Origin of the sequence: Exiguobacterium sp. S22-S28 (genome assembly GCF_043359615.1) — a bacterium.
Lineage (GTDB): Bacteria > Bacillota > Bacilli > Exiguobacteriales > Exiguobacteriaceae > Exiguobacterium_A.
In genome coordinates, this window is sequence record NZ_JBHFFC010000025.1 from 46,265 (window position 1) to 62,456 (window position 16,192).

Below are 16,192 nucleotides of genomic sequence, written 5' to 3' on the forward strand. Positions count from 1 at the left end.
GCATGAAGATGTCCGCATTATTGACAGTCGAGCATGTCTCGGTTCGTTACCGGAATCACCCCGTCCTGACCGATGTCACGTTTGCGCTTTCCGCCGGTCGCTCCCTCGGCATCATCGGCGAAAGCGGGAGCGGGAAATCGACGTTGGCCCGGGTGTTATTACAACTGCAGGCGCAGGACGACGGACAAGTTCAGTTGCTCGGACAACCGTTCTCAACACGATCGAAGCGGTCCCAGCGCCGGCATATTCAAGCCGTTTTTCAACATCCACACGGCTCCTTCAATCCGGATTGGACGATGCGTCGGTCGCTGCTTGAACCGTATCGTCTGCATCAACCGGACTTGAACCATTTCTCAAATGAATCGGAAGAGCATCTGACAGCCGAATTGCTGGCTGCTGTCGGACTGGACGAATCCCTGCTCGATCGACTGCCGGCGGCTCTCAGCGGCGGACAATTGCAGCGGATGGCGATCGCCCGGGCGATTTCGATCGAGCCCGCCGTCATCGTTCTCGATGAACCGACGACCGGACTCGATGTGCTCGCCTTGCGTGAGATGATTGATTTGTTGCAGGACTTAAAACAATCCCTGCAGATGTCGTACGTCTTCATTTCCCATCAGCTCGACTGTGTGACGGCCCTGTGCGACGAAATTCTGGTGCTGCAGGATGGTCGGATCATCGATCGATTCGATACGATGGAGCAACGGAATCCGAACCGCCCTGATTACACCAAGGCGTTCATTGAGGCGGCAGCGTGGTGACGGCACCGGTTACGGCCCGGCAGTATGGGGTGCTGGCCTATCCGTTGATCTTGTCGAGTATCTTAACGCCGTTGCTCGGCGTCACGGATACGATTGTGATCGGTCAGACGGGGGATGCCGCGGCAATCGGCGGCATCGCGCTTGGCGCCGTCTTCTTTAATACGATTTACTGGCTGTTCGGATTCTTGAAAGTCAGTACAACCGGTTTCAGTGCCCAAGCGAGTGTCCACCACGATGAGACCTCGTTGCAGTTTGCCTTATACCGGCCGGTCCTGCTGGGACTGGTGATCGGTCTGATCTTGATTGTCTGCCGCGCCCCTTTAGCATCTGTCGGATTATACCTGTTGGCCGCACCCGCCTCATTGTTGTCGGACGTCAACACATACATCGATTACCGGATTTACGGTGCGCCGTTCGTCTTGATCGGTTATGCGGTACTCGGTTGGCTGATTGGACAAGGGCAGGTGAAACGGGCTCTGATGATTCAAATCGTGAGTAATATCATCAACATTGGGCTGGACGTCATCTTCGTGGTCGGTCTTGATTACGGTGTTGCCGGCGTCGCCGCTGCGACACTGATCGCCGAAGTCTGTACCGTGTTCTTGGCCTTATCCTTTATTGTCCGACAACTGATTTGGAAACCGACGTATCGGCACCTGTTATTCCGCCTTCAGGACTACCGGCAGTTTTTTAGCGTCAACGCCGACTTGTTCATCCGAACGATTTTTCTTTTGCTCGTCACCGGCTGGTTCACCCGGACCGGAGCGTCGTTTGGACCGGACATTCTGGCGGCTAATGCAATCCTGTTGCAAATGCAGTATGTCATCGCGTACTGGTTTGGCGGGCTCGGCAGTGCTTCGACGATTCTTGTCGGACGAGCGCGCGGACGCAACGATGAAGCGGGTTATCAACAAAGTGTCCGGCTGACCCGGCAGTTTGGTCTGGCGTCGATTGTCCTCATCATGCTCCTGTTGTTTCTGTTCCAGCAGCCTTTTCTCCGCTTGTTTTCAGCTGACCCGGAACTTTTGATTGTCGCCGGTGCCTACTACGGCTGGATTCTCTTGTTCCCGCTGACCGGAGGGTTTGCGATGCTGTATGAAGGGGTGTTCGCCGGACGCGCCCAAGCGAAACCGGTCCGGAACTCGATGATTCAAGGATTCATCACGTTTGCCGTGCTGTTGCTGTCCATCAACTGGATCGGCAATCACGGCGTTTGGCTCGCCTTCATCGGTTTTGGTCTGATGCGTTCCGGATCGCTTCACCTGGCAGAACGCCGGGTACACAAACAACACCCCGTCGTCCGCTCCTGAGGGGAGGGCGGCGGGGTGTCGTCATGACTGGAAAATGGTGTTCAGGTGGTGGACCAAAATCGTCTTCAAGCGGTCTTTCGTCAACCGTTCCGGTCGGAATAAGGCATGAAACGCCAGACCGTCGACCAGTGCCGCCAATCGTTCCGCTTCGAGCCGAACATTGGTTCCATCCCGTAACGTACCTGTCGGCAATCGTTCGAGCAGGACGAGGCACATCCGAAACAAATCGTCCGTGCCGGTATCGGTTTTGGAACGATAGGCCGCCATCATGAATTGAAACCACACACTCATTTCGAGCTGGTATTCTTCTTTGTACGGCAACACTTCCAGTAAAACATCGAGCAAGACTTGCTGCGGCGGACCTCCTTGTTCGAAGATGGTGGTAATCCGTTGTTGCGCCCGTTCCGAGACGAGTTCCATCGAAAAGCGAAGCAACTCGTCCTGAGTTGCGAAGTAATGCCGTAATGCACCAAGCGATAAACCGGCTTCCTGGGCAATCTTACGGACGGTCGCTTGTTCAATTCCTTCTGTTGATATGAGACGCCAGGTCGCTTCTGCGATTTGGCGTCGTCTTTTTTCGTGATCGACTTGTTTTGGCATGACGTTAGTATACCATTTTTTTAATACAAATGTATTAAAACGATAGGCAACCGGAGTTGGATGTGGTATTTTTATAATACATCCGTATTAAAAAGGAGGAGTCAACATGAACGGAATTGCATGGGGCATCATCGTGTGTGAAATCATGTTTTGGGTTTTCATCCTTGCCGGACTGATCGTCCGCTATGGGTGGGGGCGAAAACGACTTGGTCTGCGCCTGATGGCGATGTCGCCGGTCATTGATCTTGTCTTGCTTGTTTTGACCGTTTATGACTTAAGACAGGGGACGGAAGCAACTTGGGCTCATGGTGTCGCCGCCATCTATATCGCTGTCTCACTCGCCTTCGGTAAATCGTTGATTGCATGGGCGGACCAGACGTATCAACGATTCGTCTTGCGCAAAGATGTCGCACGCGATGTCCGCCCAAAGGCGCAGCGAAAACGCGAGGGATTTTTTCGCCACTTGACGGCATTCGTCATTGGAAGTGTATTGTTAGCCGGGATGATTTATTGGATTGCAGACTTCAAACAGACCGAAGCCTTGCTGCAAACGATTCAAATTTGGTTCCTTGTCCTCCTCGTCGACGGACTGATTGCCTTCAGTTACATGTTGTTTCCAAAACGCGCCGACTAAAAAAGAAGAACGGAGCTTCCTGTTTAACGATCAACAGTGAAGGTCCGTTCTTTTATCGTATTACTTTTGATTTGTTTTCGTGCATCAATTGAATCCCGAATGTGGATGATATAGCGTCGTCCTTTTTGGTAGCCTGAACGAGGCGGTTTGATTCGGAGTTCCTTACCGTCGATGATTTCAAGTTCCGTCTGCATCCGCTCGCCGGTCGAGTCCGTAATCGTGACAGTCCGGTCCGAGACTTGGTCCGGACGGAGTCCTTTTGAAAACTCGATGTCAAATGTATGGTACTTTGAGATCGTCCGCGCACGCGACTTGAAGTGTGGGCCGTCTGTCTGCTCGTCGAGCGTACAGTAACACCCTGTGAAAAGTAAGCAAACAGTTAAAACGATGGAAAATAACGGTTTCACAATCAAGCTCCTTTCAGCATATTTCTCATTATAAGCCAAATTATAGGAGGTTTCAATCATTCTTCGGACCAATTGCGAAATAACGCTTCAAGACAAGTGGAGTGAGATGGTATACTCAATCGAGAGAAAGGCAGTGGTATACGATGCAACAACAAGATCAACGCGAAATCATCGTCTCGATTCGGACGAGTTACGACTTCAAAGCGGATGAAGGACGCGCCGTCCGCGTCGTCGAATTTCACGGACGACGGACAACCGTCATCGATACGTTCAAAAAATCAACACCCAAGCGGATGATTCTCCTCGAGATGATCCGTGCCGTCCAGTCATTTAAGGAACCGTTCCATATCATCTTCAACGTTGAGTGTAACTTCGGTTTCAAGTATCTCAATGATGAGCGTCAATGGGAGAACCGTGATCTCGGAAACACGTTTAACGAGCTGATCCAAGCGGGTGGACATACGATCGAACTCCGTGATTGTTCGTTTTACGAAGGTGGCAAGGATCTTCAGAAGTGGTTACTCAACATCTTAAAAAAAGCCAACTAAGCACGACCAAACAGATGACGCCCGCGTGGCGGGCATCTGTTTTTTGTTGCCCACTCCCGTCCTTTGCTAATATGTGGTAAATTGAGAGGGTAAAAGTGCTGAAACTATGTCTTTCGATTTATTCCGACTATCGAATATTTTACAAAGAGGTGTAATTATGAACAAGGAAGATCATCAACTCGCCCGTAAGCTCGTTTCCACTTATTTGACAGGAACACAAATCGCTACTCTCCACCTAACCGGATTTACAAGCATCGAACTGATTAATCTATATGATGCGACGATTCCCGACATCTCGATTCGGATCGAAACCGATCGTCTGTATTACGGCGACGTCGAATCGACCAAGGACTGGGTTGTCCGTCATATGCCAAAAGAAGAGATGCTGCAACTGATTGTCCGATTACATACCGAACGCATCATCGCCGTCCGCATCGGCAAGGCCGCACCGCACCTGTTCCTGACGTTCAGCTCCGGTAAAACACTTGTCATCAACGGTTCTGACACTTATTACGAATCATGGACAATCGATATGAAATTACCGCAGGAAGGACTCGTCTCAATCGTCGCTGTGCCGGGGGACGAACTGGCGGTCTTCGCTTCGGATCACACGATGCTGTTGGATCAAACCCATGAGTGACCGGTTGCAAGAGGCGCTCTTGGCGGCACGCGCCGTCATCGCGACGCGTTATCCGAACTGTGACGCGGCAGTGCTCGCCGGTAGTTTTGTCCGCGGTCAAGCTACCGCCACATCAGATTTGGATCTTGTCATCATCGATGAGACGGTCCCGTCCTCATACCGGGAATCGTTTATCGCGGACGGTTATCCCGTCGAAGCCTTTATCCATTCCAGTACGACGGTGCTGGCCTTCTTTCAGCAGGACAAAAAACGGGGACGCCCGTCGATGCAAAGGATGATGGCGGAAGGGATGATTCTTCGGGATCATCCTGTCCTGACGACACTGAAACACCAGGCAGAGACAGAGTTGTTGGCTGGTCCACCGGTATTTTCAGCAAATGAAGCCAACCAGGCCCGTTATTTTCTGACGGATGTACTGGATGACTTCATCGGTGTAACAGACCGGACGGAAGGACTCGGGATTGCGTCGCGTTTACTGGAACAAGCGACGCAGTTTTATCTGCGGGCACGTGGTCACTGGACCGGACAAGGCAAATGGCTGATCCGGAGCTTGGCAGCCGTCGATCCGTCTGAAGCGGTTCAGCTGACGACTGCATTTGAAGACTATTTCCGACTGGATCAAAAACAAGCCGTCATCCGGCTCGTTGAACGCTGGCTGGATCAACACGGCGGCCGTTACTTTGATGGCTTTTCAATCGGGAAATGAGAAGGGGGAGACGCGGATGCTGACCATTCAAGAGGGAACGGAAGAATCCGGTCCCTACAAAACGTTTCTTCAAGAAAAAATCCGCACGTACAATGACGAACATTCTCCGTACCATGCCGAAAAACGCCGTACCGCGGTTCGTCCCGTTCATGTGATGGTATTTGATGACGAGCAGATCGTCGGAGGTATTTACGGCGAAATCTATTGGGGGTGGCTCGAGGTGGAGTTTCTTTATCTCCCGGACAACTTACGCGCACAAGGTCTCGGCAGCCAACTGTTGCACCGGATTGAACAGCTGGCCCGTCAATCAGGGGTTGAACGGGTGCTTGTGACGACCTTTTCTTTTCAGGCCTATGCCTTTTATCAAAAACACGGATACGAGACGACCGGTGTGATTCCCGACTATCCACCGGGTTCTGCGCAGTACACACTCGTCAAACACTTTGTTCCGTCTTCCGGTTCGGCATGAAACAACGAATTGGGTTATTCTTCGCCATCACCTGTCTCGTCGGTTTGCTGATTTCACCATTGAAACAGACGGCGCAGCCCGACGCTTACGGTGTGACCCCTCAAACGCTGGTCGACGTTATGAAGCAGCAACCGGAAACGATTCCGTTCTCAACCAAACAAGTTTACTGGATCGAACCGCTCGGTGACAGGCACACGATTGCTTTCGTCAAGACGGCAAAAGTGCAGTTTTTGCTTGTTTTAAAACAAACGGATGCGACCTATCGTGTCGTCCATCTGATTCGTCAAGCACCGCAACCGACCGACTGGTTTGAGGGACGGTTGCTGGAAGTGGATCAAAAACGGTATCTTGTCGCCTATGGTGAAAATCCGTCACAGACGATGCAGCAATTGACGTTTGATCCGTATAAAGTCACATCAAACGGCGAACAGGAGCAGACGTTGCCGCTCACAGGCATCACGCGGACATTTGACATCAACCGGAAAGATCATTTCCATACGATTCAACCGTTGCCGGAAGCTTTTCCGCGGTCGTTGTTTTTTGACATCCATGCCATCGATGCGGATGGACACGAACAGGCACGCCGTTTGTCGAATACGCTTGATTGAAGACGTCCGGGTGGGAGGGAAACTGGCCCATCCGTTATACTGAAAGCAATCGTAAAAAAGGGGGACGTTATGATGTGGATTGTGATGAATCAATTACGTGTGCAAAACGGGAAAGCCGATCAAGTCGCGGCACGTTTTCAAACAACAAAAGGGATTGAACAGATGGAAGGGTTCGTCCGGATGCAGGTATTGGTCGACCTCAGTCAAGAGGAACACGATGTCGTCACGATTATGACGACGTGGGAAAAACAGGAGCACTTCCATGCCTGGCAAGCCAGTCAAGCGTATAAAGGGGTTCATAAAAAACGGGACGAGGGGACATCGGAAGTCAAGCCGCTTGTCCTGTCGAACGCTGTCACGGAATATGCCGTCGTCGCCGATCATACGCACGCATGAATTAACCCGCTTTCTTCCTGACTCAGGAAAAAAAGCGGGTCTTTTTCGTTGGAATGGAATGGCTTAAAAGCGGGTAAAAAGTACAAAACCACTGAAATCCGAGGTGACGGAAGATGACAACACGTAAAGGCATCGTTTCGGGTTTGACGGTCTTGTTCGGCATGATTTTCATCATCGGTTTTTTCTTGTCCGGCGCTTTTGTCTACCTGTACTTTTTTGTACTGTTGATTACCTGTGCGTCTTTTTTACGGGAACGCTTGACGCGCGAAGAGTGGTTGCACGAAGGGATCGCCTTCATCTTGTTTTGCGGGGTCATCTACGCCGTCGAACATCTGGTGTTTTAAGTTATTTGATGTGATAGGTCTCCAGTAACAAGTCGCGTCCGACAGCAGATAGCTTAAAACTGATCTTTCGGTGAACATCTTCGAGATAGACATCGGTTTTTTTAACTCGCCGGTCGAGATAAATCTTAAACTGTTGCGCCTTCCCCTTGTTCAGTAACGTCAAATACTTCCGCTTGGCCAACTGTCCTTTCCGCTTCGTCTCTTCACTGTCCTCAATCAACCGGACCAACTGTTTTGATTCTTCGAGTGACGTCTCGATATAACCCTCGAGCGGGAAGGGATCTGCCTGATTTAGACCTCTGTCCGCTTCAAATTTCAGCTTTCCGAATGGTCGGTCATGGAAGATGGCGAAACGCGGTAAAGAATAGTCCGCATCGTAAAGCTCGTCCGGCGGTATGTCAAGACCAGAGGGGAGTTGCCGCTCCTGCTTAACCGTCAGCTTGTAGCGGGTCGTCTTTCCGCTTTTTTCTTTGACCGTGACCGTACCGTAAGTGCCGTCTGTATGCGATCCCTCCTTGAACTGGATCGTACTTTGCTCTTTCGACGAATGGATCGACGCGCGATAACGGATTTGTCCCATCAGGTTCAGCTGGACTTCGTACGGTTCTTGAATTTGAAAATTTGATTCAAGGACAAGCGGGACGGTCCCGACAAACGGTGTCAGCTCCATGATGTTCGTGACGACCGTCTGCTTCGTTTGTTCATTTGTTGCCCGGACGACGAGGTAACCGGTTGTCGGGACCGTCAGTTCGCGCGCCGATTTCATCAAGGATCTGCCGGATATGCGAATACTTTCCTCGAAGTTAGAAGACAACGGGTGAAACGCCACCTGATTTTGAGGGGTGACCAGATGTTTTGAGGAGAAGCGGTCCTGTTTTGGAGTCAACTTGTGATACCCGGGTTTTGACACAGAATCGTGGCAATACAAGAAGCGATCCTGTTTCGTTTTCAAATAGACGGCTTGCTCACCCATCGATTCCGGGAACTGGCTGACGAGATTAACGAAATATTGTTTGCCGACTGCATAATTCTTCGGAGGAGCCACTCGTTTGGTCGCACACACCTGTTTGATGAGGGCACCAAGCTTCGGATCATCCTCCTTGAGGTCCGTCAGGTTCAACGTGTCGTACACTTCCGGTAAGTAAGTGTACTCGATTGGTTTTGCGTCCGGACTACATCCGCTTAACAAGACGGCTCCAATCACTACAGGAATCAGTTGACGCATCATTATTCCTCCACTTCTGTCAGGAGATTGGCTGCGACTTCGCCGGACAGTTTCGCTGTTTTTTTCGTTTTTGTATCTTTGACATAGATATCCGTTTTCTTGGCGCGTGCTTTTAAATATAGTTCGAACGATTGGCTTTTGCCGTTTTGAATCAACGTCATATACCGGATATCCGCCCGCTTTCCTTGGACTTTTTCAAGCGTCACTCCCTTTAAATCATTCGAGATCCGTTTCGCCAGTTTGTCCGGTAACAGAGACAGCTGCCGGAAGTTTCCTTCCTTAAGCGCAGCATCGTTCGAATGCAGGAATCCATGGATTTCTTTATTATCATTTCCGATCCCGTTAAAGCCGCGGACACGAATGTCTTTTACTTTTGTCTCATAACGCAGAGAAATCGTCTTATTCAGCGGCTTTTCCGCGTCTTTCGACCGGAATGTCACGTACGGAATCGTCTTGTTTGCCCGTAAGACGTCGGGAAGCCGGTGATAGGTCAAATCAACAGAGTGTTCACCGATGCTTTTGACGATGTCTTCTTGATTAAAGTACTGATCTGACTTGATCATCAGTGCATATGTCGTGGACGGCAGACCATCCGTCGTCTTTTCGAACGACAGCTCAAGTTTCGGTTGGAAAAACGATGCCGGTAATCCAAAAAGGGATTGCTGTTGACCGTCTTCGTCTTTTTCCGAAAACACGAGCTGTCCTGTTACCGGAAACTCGATGGACAGACGTTGTACGTGCTGTGACACATCCACAGCCTCGGCTTTTCGTTTTTCTGCTTTGTTATATGTACGGACGGTTAAAACCGGTTCTTTGATTGGTGAACGCTCCTGACCGGAGGTTGGTTTCAACCAAGGATGGTTTTTTAATTGAATCGGATGCGCCGTCAGCTGATTTGTTTTTGGTGAACGACACGTTAAGTAGTATGTGTCTCCTGTCGCGATGTATTGCAATTCAATCGGCGGGGTATACGTGCCAACTTGTTCTAAGTTGAAGTAAAGTCCATATTCACCAAGCGTTCGGTATTGTTTCGGCAGGGAAGCGGCCTTTTTTGTGTTTTCGCATATTTTTAACAGATAAGCCGACTGTTTTTTAGGCACCGGTTCAAATAACTCATCTGAAAAGTTGATAGCTTCCCAGTAATTCGGATTGCGTTCTAACTGCAATAATTGTTCTGATCCGCATCCCGTCAGGAACAGACTGCTGACGAGACTGATGCTGAGTATCCGTCTTTTGATGATCCTCACCTCTTCATTCTTTTAACAATATTTTACCATGTATGTCTCGTTTTATTTCCAATAAATTTCAAAATTGAAAACCTTTTAACGTTAAGATGTTAGTTTTATGCATCAATGGGGTATCTTCTAATTGTGCACGGAAACAACACTATTAATTCAATGGGGGTTTTTCAGAAATGGGTACATTTATTCAAGCAGTCGATGGAACGAAGATTTATGTAGAAGATATCGGATCAGGACAACCGGTTGTTCTATTACACGGATGGCCAGCAAACAATAATATGTTCGAATATCAGAAAAACCGCCTTCTTGAAGAAGGATACCGCTATATCGGCGTCGATTACCGGGGCTACGGAAAATCAGACGCACCAGCCAGCGGATATGATTACACAACGATGGCTTCCGACATCAACCAAGTCATCGAACAATTGCAGTTGACGAACGTCACCTTGCTCGGTTTCTCGATGGGCGGCGGCATCGCCTTGAAATATCTCTTGAACCACGGCGAGTCGAAAGTCTCGAAACTGGTTCTCGCAGGAGCGGCAGCGCCGGTCTTCACACAACGCGACGGTTACCCGTACGGGATGACAAAAGACGAAGTCGATGCGTTGATCGAAGATACGAAGCAAGATCGTCCGTCGATGCTGAAAGGATTCGGGGAAATCTTCTTTGCGAAAGAACATCCGGAGCCGCTTCAACAATGGTTCCATAATTTGAGTGTCGTCGCTTCGTCTCACGGAACGATCCAATCGGCGATTGCCTTACGTGATGAAGATTTACGCGACGGTCTGCCGAAGATTACGGTGGATACGCTTATCATGCACGGTAAAAAAGACCAAGTCTGCCCGTTTGAATTCGCGGAAGTCATGCACGAAAACATTACAGGTTCACGCCTCGAAGTATTTGAAGAGAGCGGACACGGGATGTTCCTCGACGAACGTGAAAAATTCACGGAAACACTGGTTTCATACGTCAAATCAAACCAAACGGTCTAACTGTAAAGGATACAAAACCCCATCTGCTTTTCCTCCGGGAGAAGCAGATGGGGTTTTGTTCGTTTCATCAGCAAGATTTAGTTTGTATACTTCTTGATAAATCGCTCGTCAATCCATTGTTTGAGGCACCAGCTGAGATGATTGGTCTGATGATGACGCCCGTACAGTAATGTCGCTTGTTTACTGCCGAGGGCCAGGATCGTCAAATAACGCCGTTGTGGTCGAAACGTCATCAGGCGCTCTTGATTCACGAACCGAAGTAGGTTTGTCAACAAGACCGGTGCCTGGCGAACGGCCGTCACCCCGTTTTTCGGTGTGTCCGGATACGCGGTCAGCGTCGCACAGTCACCGACGGCAAAGATCGACGGATCCTCCAGTGCCTGCAATGTCTCATGGACGAGCAGGAAACCCCGCGCGTCACAGTACAAATCCGATTCTTGAAACAGTTTGCTCGCACGGGCACCGCCTAAAAATAACAGGGCATCCGTCTCGAGCGACTGACCGGATTGTAACCACGCCGTTTGACCTTCCAGCGTATCAAACCGATCGACGATTCGTTTGACGCCCAGTTGATCAAGCCGTTTCGCAACCTTCGGACCAGCCGGATGACCTGCGAGCAAGGGTTCCTCGTGAATCAGCGTCACCGGACTGCCGGCGGACCGAAAAGACGCCGCCATCTCGACTGCAGCCGCGCCACTGCCGACGATGACAGGGGAAACGGCATTCCTGAACACCTCGAGCGCTTGATCAATCCGGTAGTTCGGTTTTATCGTCACACGCGGTGCACCGGCAATCTCCCAGTCACGCGAGCCGATGTTACACGACACGATGTCATACGACAGAATCTGTCCGGACTGGCATATCACCTGTTTATTCGCTGCGTCAATCCGAGTGACCCGGTCCTCGATCCACGTCTTCCCGTGGCGCTCACACAACGCTTTGACATCAATCCGGGTCTCATCGAGCGTATAGGTCCCGTCCGCCAAACCCGAGAACATCCCGGAATAATATTGATAACGTGAAGGATTGATGACGATCCAGTCGACATCCGGATGACTGCCTTGTTTAATACATTCTAAATGCGCATGACCCGCACCTACTAAAATGATTCGTTTCACGACGTTCACCCACTTTTTTGATTTCTTTACACCTGAGATGGTATTTCCCTGATGTAGCGGGAAGTAATCTCCCGCCGGTCAGACAAAAAGACGAAGCGACGTCGCGATGCTGCTGACGAGACCAAAAAACAACAGATCGAAGCGGGTGACGATTGGTCGGACATAATACGTCCGGTTCGTTTGGAACTGACGCGCTTCCATCGCAATCGCAATCTGTTCCGACCGGATGATGCTCGTCGTAAAGAGCGGCAGACTGATGTCAAAAAACGTTTGCCAGGGCCAAATCGACCGTTGCCGGCGGACACGCCGGGCTTGACGAATGGTCCGGATCGCTTGCCGAAAGATCGGAATGAAGCGAAGACCGGCTAAAAAACCGTAGGCCAGACGAACCGGCAGGCGGCACTGATGAATCAGACTCATGACGAACCGTGTCGGATCGGTCGTCGCAACGAACGTCAAGCTCAAGAAGACAAAAGCGAGCATCCGGGTCGCAATCAACCAGGCATGATCGAGACTTTCTTCCGTAATCCGAAACCAGCCGAACGTCCAAAGTTCGGTGCTGCCTTTGCCAAACGCCGCCATCATCCAAAACGTCAACAAAAACAAGAGACCATAGGGAACCAAGCGCAGAAGGAGCGTCCGCAAACGCCAACCGGAACTGCAGACCCCGACGGCAGCAAGTACTGATAAGGCAAACGTCACCTGCAGACTCGACGTCGTAATCAGCAACACCATCACATAGAGGAGCGTGCCGAGCTTGACTGCCGGATTAATACGCGCGAGCGGTGTGTCGTTTTCCTGCACGGTGTTTCACCTCCTCAAGTCGTTGATACAGAAACGATACCGGACGGAACAGTTGGTTTTGTTCCAAAAGTGCTTCTTCCTGAAACAACTCCAGCGGCGTCCCGTCAAACTGGACACGCTCCTCGCCGATGACGACAACACGGTCGGCGTAACGGTGGACCAGCTCCATGTCGTGCGTCACCATGATCACGGTCGTTCCTGCCTCCCGGGCTTGATGCAACACGTCGATGATGTGTGCCGTCGTCTCAGCGTCTTGTCCAAAGGTCGGTTCATCGAGCAACAAAACAGCTTTTCGTTCCAGTAACATCGTTGCGACACTCAACCGTCTTTTTTGTCCGAGACTGAGCGCGAGGGGAGACTGATCGGCGACATCGGTCAGTCGATAGTGACACAAGGCTGTCTGGACCCGTTCCGGATCAAAGACGGCACAGCTGATGGCAAGTTCGTCCGTGACCGTCTGTTTAAGAAACTGGAAGTCCGGTTGTTGAAAAACAAAGCCGACTTGTTGATAATACGTCCGGTCCGACCATCTCCGAAGCGGGGTGTCGAATAAGCGGATATCGCCTTGGGACGGAAGCAATTTTGCCAGTGTCTCAAGGACCGTGCTTTTTCCAGCCCCGTTGCGTCCGACGAGCATGATCCATTGACCGGAAAAGGCCGTCCATGAAAAATCGTTAAGAATCGTCCGTTTCCCTCGTTTGACACGGACACGCGTCAGCTCAAATGTCCGCTCCGTTCCAACCGCTCGACGTTCAACCGGACGTTTCTTCAGATGACAGGCTTGTCCGGACAGTTCCGGTAAGGTCTCAAGTCCGTAGGGGTAGAGGAGCGGCATCGCAATGTCAAGCGCCGTCATGACGTCCCGCTGTTGATGAAACACGTCATATGGCGTGCCATCAAGCAACAAGCGACCACTTTCAAAGACAAGTACCCGGTCGGCAAACGTCACGCACTGATCGAGCTGATGTTCGATCAGAACGAGCGTCAAGTCAGGATCATGATGCAATTCTTCAATCAGATGCATCATCGTCCGTTGACCACTCGGGTCGAGTTGTGCCGTCGGTTCGTCCAGTAATAAGATATCCGGTTCAAGGGCGAGGACACAGGCCAACGCGAGCCGTTGCTTCATCCCACCGGACAATTCGGCAATCGGTGTCGTCAAGGCAAGATCAAGTCCGACTCGCGCCAGCAGCAACTGGATGCGTTCCTCCATCTCACTGCGAGCGATCTGCCGATTCTCGAGACTAAAGGCGATTTCCGCTCCGACCGTCTGCATACAAAACTGATCGTCCGGCTGTTGGAACAAAATCCCGACCGCTCCCTCGGTCGACCATTGACCGGTGACATCTGCTTCAATCGTGTCCGGCAACAGACCGGCAAGAACGTGTAAAAAGGTCGTCTTGCCACTGCCGCTTGGACCGACGAGTAAGGTCGTTTCTCCTTTTTGGATCGTAATCGTCAAGTCGTGTAAGACCGCGGAATCCTGGTCTGGATAACGGACGGACAGGTGCGCGCACTGCATCATGCGGCACGCTGCTTCCGTTGCCGTCCGATCGCATAACCGTTCAGTGTCCCGGTTTTAACGAGCGCGTCGACGATTAGTTTTGCAAGCAATCCACCGAGCAATGCTCCGCTGACGAGTTGCAGAGAAAACGTCAACAGCAGTGTCGTCGTCGTATAATAGGCAAATCCATTCACGATGAGGCTGTAGACCATACTTCCGACGGCGGCAAAGACACCGGACAACATCAAGGTGAACGTATTAAATGTCCGGTAGCCGAACACGGCAAAGGCAATCTCGGCTCCGATTCCCTGTGCAAATCCAATCAACAGCGCCGATAAACCGAAGTGACTCCCCGTAAACAATTCGACGGCAGCGGCGACGACTTCTGCAATCAATGCCGCGCCTGGTTTTTGAATGATGTAGGCGACAAGGGGACTGGCGATGACCCAGATGCCGAACATCCAGTTTGCTCCGACCGGTCCGAAGATGGCCGAGATCGGCAACCATAACGTCGACCACCCTAAGTAGAGGACACCACAAGCCACGGCGAGCATCATCATGACGATGATTTCTTTCATTTTCCAACTGTTCATAATCACTTCTCCTTTGAATGCACATCCACAAAGAAACCACAAAAAAGACCGCCCTCTATGAAAAGAGAGCGGTCGTGTAACCTGCAGGATGCAGAAAAAGAGCACGAGGATTCCGCTCCACTTTCCTACGCTAGTATGAACTAGATCAGGTTCAAAGGGTCCGAAGTAAATCGTCTCAGCCGAATGGGCTCCCCTAGTGGATGTGTTAATGATGTATACCTTCTTCACTGTACGGCTGTCGCCGCGACTTGTCAATATGCATAAAAAACCCTCCACGAGGGGAGGGGAGAAAAGATTACTCTTTACCTTCTTTGTTTTCTTCAGCTTGCTCTTCAGAAGTTTGTTCTGAATCGTCTGTCGTTGTATCCGCATCAGCCGCTTGTGCCTCAGCTTCTGCTTCTTCGATTTCTTCAAGTTCAGCTTCAAGTGTCGATTCAACGACCGCTGCAACTTGGATGTCACCTTCTGTGACGACACGGAAATCTTTTTCTTCCGGAAGATCAGCGACTGTAATCGAATCTCCTATTGCAAGTTCCGTTACATCCACTTCGATGCGTTCCGGTAATTTATCTGGTGTTGCGGCAACTGTTACTTTAAAGAGTGTTTGTGAAAGGAATCCGCCAAGTTTCGCGCCAGCTGCTTCGCCGACGAGGACGATATCCGTCTCGACTTCTGTTTCTTCATCCATTTTAACAGCGATGAATTCAACGTGTTTGATTGTTGGTGTAAAGATGTCCATATCGAGTTTGTTGATCAACGTGTTGACCTTTTTACCGCCGATTTGAAGAGCAACCAAGACGTTTTCGCCGTGATCACGGACAACTTTGACCAATTCTTTTTCGTCGAATGAAATCGGTGTGCTTTCCACTTTGTAGCCATACACGACACCAAGAGCTTTTCCTTCATGACGTAATTGCTTTCTAAGTGAGCGTGGGCGTACTTCGCGTTCTTCTACTTTTAATGTTACTGACATGTTCATTTCCCCCTTGAATTTGGTATAGCCCTCAAAAGGTAATGAATGTAGGAGTGGAACAATAGGTTCCAACAGAAATTCATGCGCTAAATGCTAGTTCAACTGGATTTCATTCAGAAATGAAAAACGAAGTGAGTAAGTAGCATTTCTCTCCCAGGTCATTACGCTGATATTGAGAAACAATAATTGAAAAGCGACCGTATTGTACGGTGCTAATGTAGATATACCCCTGTCTTTCAAAACTTAAAACCTTTTTTCTGAATTTGATTGTCGAAAGACCTTCAAACCTGTTGATAGACAACGGATTGAAGGTCCTTCA

General features: G+C 50.3%; 20 protein-coding genes and 1 riboswitch. Of the genes, 11 read left to right on the top strand and 9 right to left on the bottom strand.

Annotated features, from left to right (window positions below; genetic code table 11):
• Positions 1–8: 8 nt before the first annotated feature.
• Together ACHA8N_RS05985 and ACHA8N_RS05990 are read left to right on the top strand one after the other, a co-directional pair.
• Positions 9–761 carry an ABC transporter ATP-binding protein gene (locus tag ACHA8N_RS05985; RefSeq protein WP_393965080.1) on the top strand — a complete coding sequence of 251 codons (753 nt, stop codon included), beginning with the start codon at positions 9–11 and terminating at the stop codon, positions 759–761.
• The gene (locus ACHA8N_RS05990; protein ID WP_393965081.1) at positions 758–2,071 is read left to right on the top strand and encodes an MATE family efflux transporter; all 1,314 of its coding nucleotides are present in this window, start codon (positions 758–760) and stop codon (positions 2,069–2,071) included. Before ACHA8N_RS05985 ends, ACHA8N_RS05990 begins: the two co-directional genes overlap by 4 nt.
• Positions 2,072–2,092: 21 nt before the next feature.
• On the opposite strand, the gene ACHA8N_RS05995 is transcribed toward ACHA8N_RS05990, so the two are convergent.
• Positions 2,093–2,671, bottom strand: coding sequence for a TetR/AcrR family transcriptional regulator (locus tag ACHA8N_RS05995; RefSeq protein WP_393965082.1), 579 nt, complete (start codon positions 2,669–2,671; stop codon positions 2,093–2,095).
• Between the two features lie 106 nt (positions 2,672–2,777).
• Between ACHA8N_RS05995 and ACHA8N_RS06000 the strand changes: the two genes are divergently transcribed.
• Positions 2,778–3,305: a hypothetical protein gene (locus tag ACHA8N_RS06000; RefSeq protein WP_393965083.1), complete on the top strand. Its 528-nt coding sequence runs from the start codon at positions 2,778–2,780 to the stop codon at positions 3,303–3,305.
• A gap of 23 nt (positions 3,306–3,328) precedes the next feature.
• On the opposite strand, the gene ACHA8N_RS06005 is transcribed toward ACHA8N_RS06000, so the two are convergent.
• Complete coding sequence (locus ACHA8N_RS06005) at positions 3,329–3,712, bottom strand: hypothetical protein (protein WP_147511107.1); 384 nt, start codon at positions 3,710–3,712, stop codon at positions 3,329–3,331.
• A 143-nt stretch (positions 3,713–3,855) separates the two neighbouring features.
• Here ACHA8N_RS06005 and ACHA8N_RS06010 point away from each other — a divergent pair, with 143 nt between their 5' ends.
• The 7 genes from ACHA8N_RS06010 (at position 3,856) to ACHA8N_RS06040 (ending at position 7,423) form a co-directional block, all read left to right on the top strand.
• Positions 3,856–4,260 carry a hypothetical protein gene (locus ACHA8N_RS06010; protein WP_026832897.1) on the top strand — a complete coding sequence of 135 codons (405 nt, stop codon included), beginning with the start codon at positions 3,856–3,858 and terminating at the stop codon, positions 4,258–4,260.
• Positions 4,261–4,417: 157 nt separating this feature from the next.
• Complete coding sequence (locus ACHA8N_RS06015; protein WP_147511106.1) at positions 4,418–4,900, top strand: hypothetical protein; 483 nt, start codon at positions 4,418–4,420, stop codon at positions 4,898–4,900.
• On the top strand, positions 4,893–5,606 hold the full coding sequence (locus tag ACHA8N_RS06020) for a nucleotidyltransferase domain-containing protein (protein ID WP_393965084.1): 714 nt from the start codon (positions 4,893–4,895) through the stop codon (positions 5,604–5,606). Before ACHA8N_RS06015 ends, ACHA8N_RS06020 begins: the two co-directional genes overlap by 8 nt.
• A gap of 16 nt (positions 5,607–5,622) precedes the next feature.
• Positions 5,623–6,075 carry a GNAT family N-acetyltransferase gene (locus ACHA8N_RS06025; RefSeq protein ID WP_393965085.1) on the top strand — a complete coding sequence of 151 codons (453 nt, stop codon included), beginning with the start codon at positions 5,623–5,625 and terminating at the stop codon, positions 6,073–6,075.
• Entirely contained in the window at positions 6,072–6,683 is a 612-nt protein-coding gene (locus tag ACHA8N_RS06030) for a hypothetical protein (protein WP_393965086.1), read from the top strand. Before ACHA8N_RS06025 ends, ACHA8N_RS06030 begins: the two co-directional genes overlap by 4 nt.
• A 72-nt stretch (positions 6,684–6,755) precedes the next feature.
• Positions 6,756–7,079, top strand: a complete 324-nt coding sequence (locus ACHA8N_RS06035; protein WP_028106201.1) for an antibiotic biosynthesis monooxygenase — start codon at positions 6,756–6,758, stop codon at positions 7,077–7,079.
• Positions 7,080–7,192: 113 nt separating this feature from the next.
• A complete protein-coding gene (locus ACHA8N_RS06040) occupies positions 7,193–7,423 on the top strand; it encodes a hypothetical protein (RefSeq protein WP_147511102.1) in 231 nt (76 codons plus the stop codon).
• A 1-nt stretch (position 7,424) separates the two neighbouring features.
• On the opposite strand, the gene ACHA8N_RS06045 is transcribed toward ACHA8N_RS06040, so the two are convergent.
• Both ACHA8N_RS06045 and ACHA8N_RS06050 read right to left on the bottom strand, forming a co-directional pair.
• On the bottom strand, positions 7,425–8,648 hold the full coding sequence (locus ACHA8N_RS06045) for a hypothetical protein (protein ID WP_393965087.1): 1,224 nt from the start codon (positions 8,646–8,648) through the stop codon (positions 7,425–7,427).
• Between the two features lie 2 nt (positions 8,649–8,650).
• On the bottom strand, positions 8,651–9,895 hold the full coding sequence (locus ACHA8N_RS06050) for a hypothetical protein (RefSeq protein WP_393965088.1): 1,245 nt from the start codon (positions 9,893–9,895) through the stop codon (positions 8,651–8,653).
• A 167-nt stretch (positions 9,896–10,062) separates the two neighbouring features.
• Between ACHA8N_RS06050 and ACHA8N_RS06055 the strand changes: the two genes are divergently transcribed.
• Positions 10,063–10,881, top strand: a complete 819-nt coding sequence (locus tag ACHA8N_RS06055) for an alpha/beta fold hydrolase (RefSeq protein ID WP_393965089.1) — start codon at positions 10,063–10,065, stop codon at positions 10,879–10,881.
• A gap of 77 nt (positions 10,882–10,958) precedes the next feature.
• Here ACHA8N_RS06055 and ACHA8N_RS06060 read toward each other — a convergent pair whose 3' ends face one another.
• From ACHA8N_RS06060 to ACHA8N_RS06080, 5 genes are all read right to left on the bottom strand, one after another.
• Positions 10,959–11,999 carry an NAD(P)/FAD-dependent oxidoreductase gene (locus ACHA8N_RS06060; RefSeq protein ID WP_393965090.1) on the bottom strand — a complete coding sequence of 347 codons (1,041 nt, stop codon included), beginning with the start codon at positions 11,997–11,999 and terminating at the stop codon, positions 10,959–10,961.
• Positions 12,000–12,077: 78 nt separating this feature from the next.
• Positions 12,078–12,803 (bottom strand): energy-coupling factor transporter transmembrane component T family protein, encoded by a 726-nt coding sequence (locus ACHA8N_RS06065; protein WP_167498337.1) that lies wholly within the window; start codon positions 12,801–12,803, stop codon positions 12,078–12,080.
• Positions 12,769–14,328: an ABC transporter ATP-binding protein gene (locus tag ACHA8N_RS06070; RefSeq protein WP_393965091.1), complete on the bottom strand. Its 1,560-nt coding sequence runs from the start codon at positions 14,326–14,328 to the stop codon at positions 12,769–12,771. The genes ACHA8N_RS06065 and ACHA8N_RS06070 overlap by 35 nt, the downstream gene beginning before the upstream one ends.
• Positions 14,325–14,900 carry an ECF transporter S component gene (locus ACHA8N_RS06075; RefSeq protein WP_026832884.1) on the bottom strand — a complete coding sequence of 192 codons (576 nt, stop codon included), beginning with the start codon at positions 14,898–14,900 and terminating at the stop codon, positions 14,325–14,327. The genes ACHA8N_RS06070 and ACHA8N_RS06075 overlap by 4 nt, the downstream gene beginning before the upstream one ends.
• A gap of 105 nt (positions 14,901–15,005) precedes the next feature.
• Positions 15,006–15,105, bottom strand: a riboswitch (TPP riboswitch).
• A gap of 90 nt (positions 15,106–15,195) precedes the next feature.
• Positions 15,196–15,873: a 50S ribosomal protein L25/general stress protein Ctc gene (locus ACHA8N_RS06080; RefSeq protein ID WP_393965092.1), complete on the bottom strand. Its 678-nt coding sequence runs from the start codon at positions 15,871–15,873 to the stop codon at positions 15,196–15,198.
• Between the last annotated feature and the right edge of the window lie 319 nt (positions 15,874–16,192).

Coding starts and splice junctions, on each gene's coding strand:
- ACHA8N_RS05985 (WP_393965080.1), top strand. CDS start 9: ATGTCCGCATTATTGACAGTCGAGCATGTCTCGGTTCGTTACCGGAAT.
- ACHA8N_RS05995 (WP_393965082.1), bottom strand. CDS start 2,671: ATGCCAAAACAAGTCGATCACGAAAAAAGACGACGCCAAATCGCAGAA.
- ACHA8N_RS06000 (WP_393965083.1), top strand. CDS start 2,778: ATGAACGGAATTGCATGGGGCATCATCGTGTGTGAAATCATGTTTTGG.
- ACHA8N_RS06010 (WP_026832897.1), top strand. CDS start 3,856: ATGCAACAACAAGATCAACGCGAAATCATCGTCTCGATTCGGACGAGT.
- ACHA8N_RS06015 (WP_147511106.1), top strand. CDS start 4,418: ATGAACAAGGAAGATCATCAACTCGCCCGTAAGCTCGTTTCCACTTAT.
- ACHA8N_RS06020 (WP_393965084.1), top strand. CDS start 4,893: ATGAGTGACCGGTTGCAAGAGGCGCTCTTGGCGGCACGCGCCGTCATC.
- ACHA8N_RS06025 (WP_393965085.1), top strand. CDS start 5,623: ATGCTGACCATTCAAGAGGGAACGGAAGAATCCGGTCCCTACAAAACG.
- ACHA8N_RS06030 (WP_393965086.1), top strand. CDS start 6,072: ATGAAACAACGAATTGGGTTATTCTTCGCCATCACCTGTCTCGTCGGT.
- ACHA8N_RS06035 (WP_028106201.1), top strand. CDS start 6,756: ATGTGGATTGTGATGAATCAATTACGTGTGCAAAACGGGAAAGCCGAT.
- ACHA8N_RS06040 (WP_147511102.1), top strand. CDS start 7,193: ATGACAACACGTAAAGGCATCGTTTCGGGTTTGACGGTCTTGTTCGGC.
- ACHA8N_RS06045 (WP_393965087.1), bottom strand. CDS start 8,648: ATGCGTCAACTGATTCCTGTAGTGATTGGAGCCGTCTTGTTAAGCGGA.
- ACHA8N_RS06055 (WP_393965089.1), top strand. CDS start 10,063: ATGGGTACATTTATTCAAGCAGTCGATGGAACGAAGATTTATGTAGAA.
- ACHA8N_RS06070 (WP_393965091.1), bottom strand. CDS start 14,328: ATGATGCAGTGCGCGCACCTGTCCGTCCGTTATCCAGACCAGGATTCC.
- ACHA8N_RS06075 (WP_026832884.1), bottom strand. CDS start 14,900: ATGAACAGTTGGAAAATGAAAGAAATCATCGTCATGATGATGCTCGCC.
- ACHA8N_RS06080 (WP_393965092.1), bottom strand. CDS start 15,873: ATGTCAGTAACATTAAAAGTAGAAGAACGCGAAGTACGCCCACGCTCA.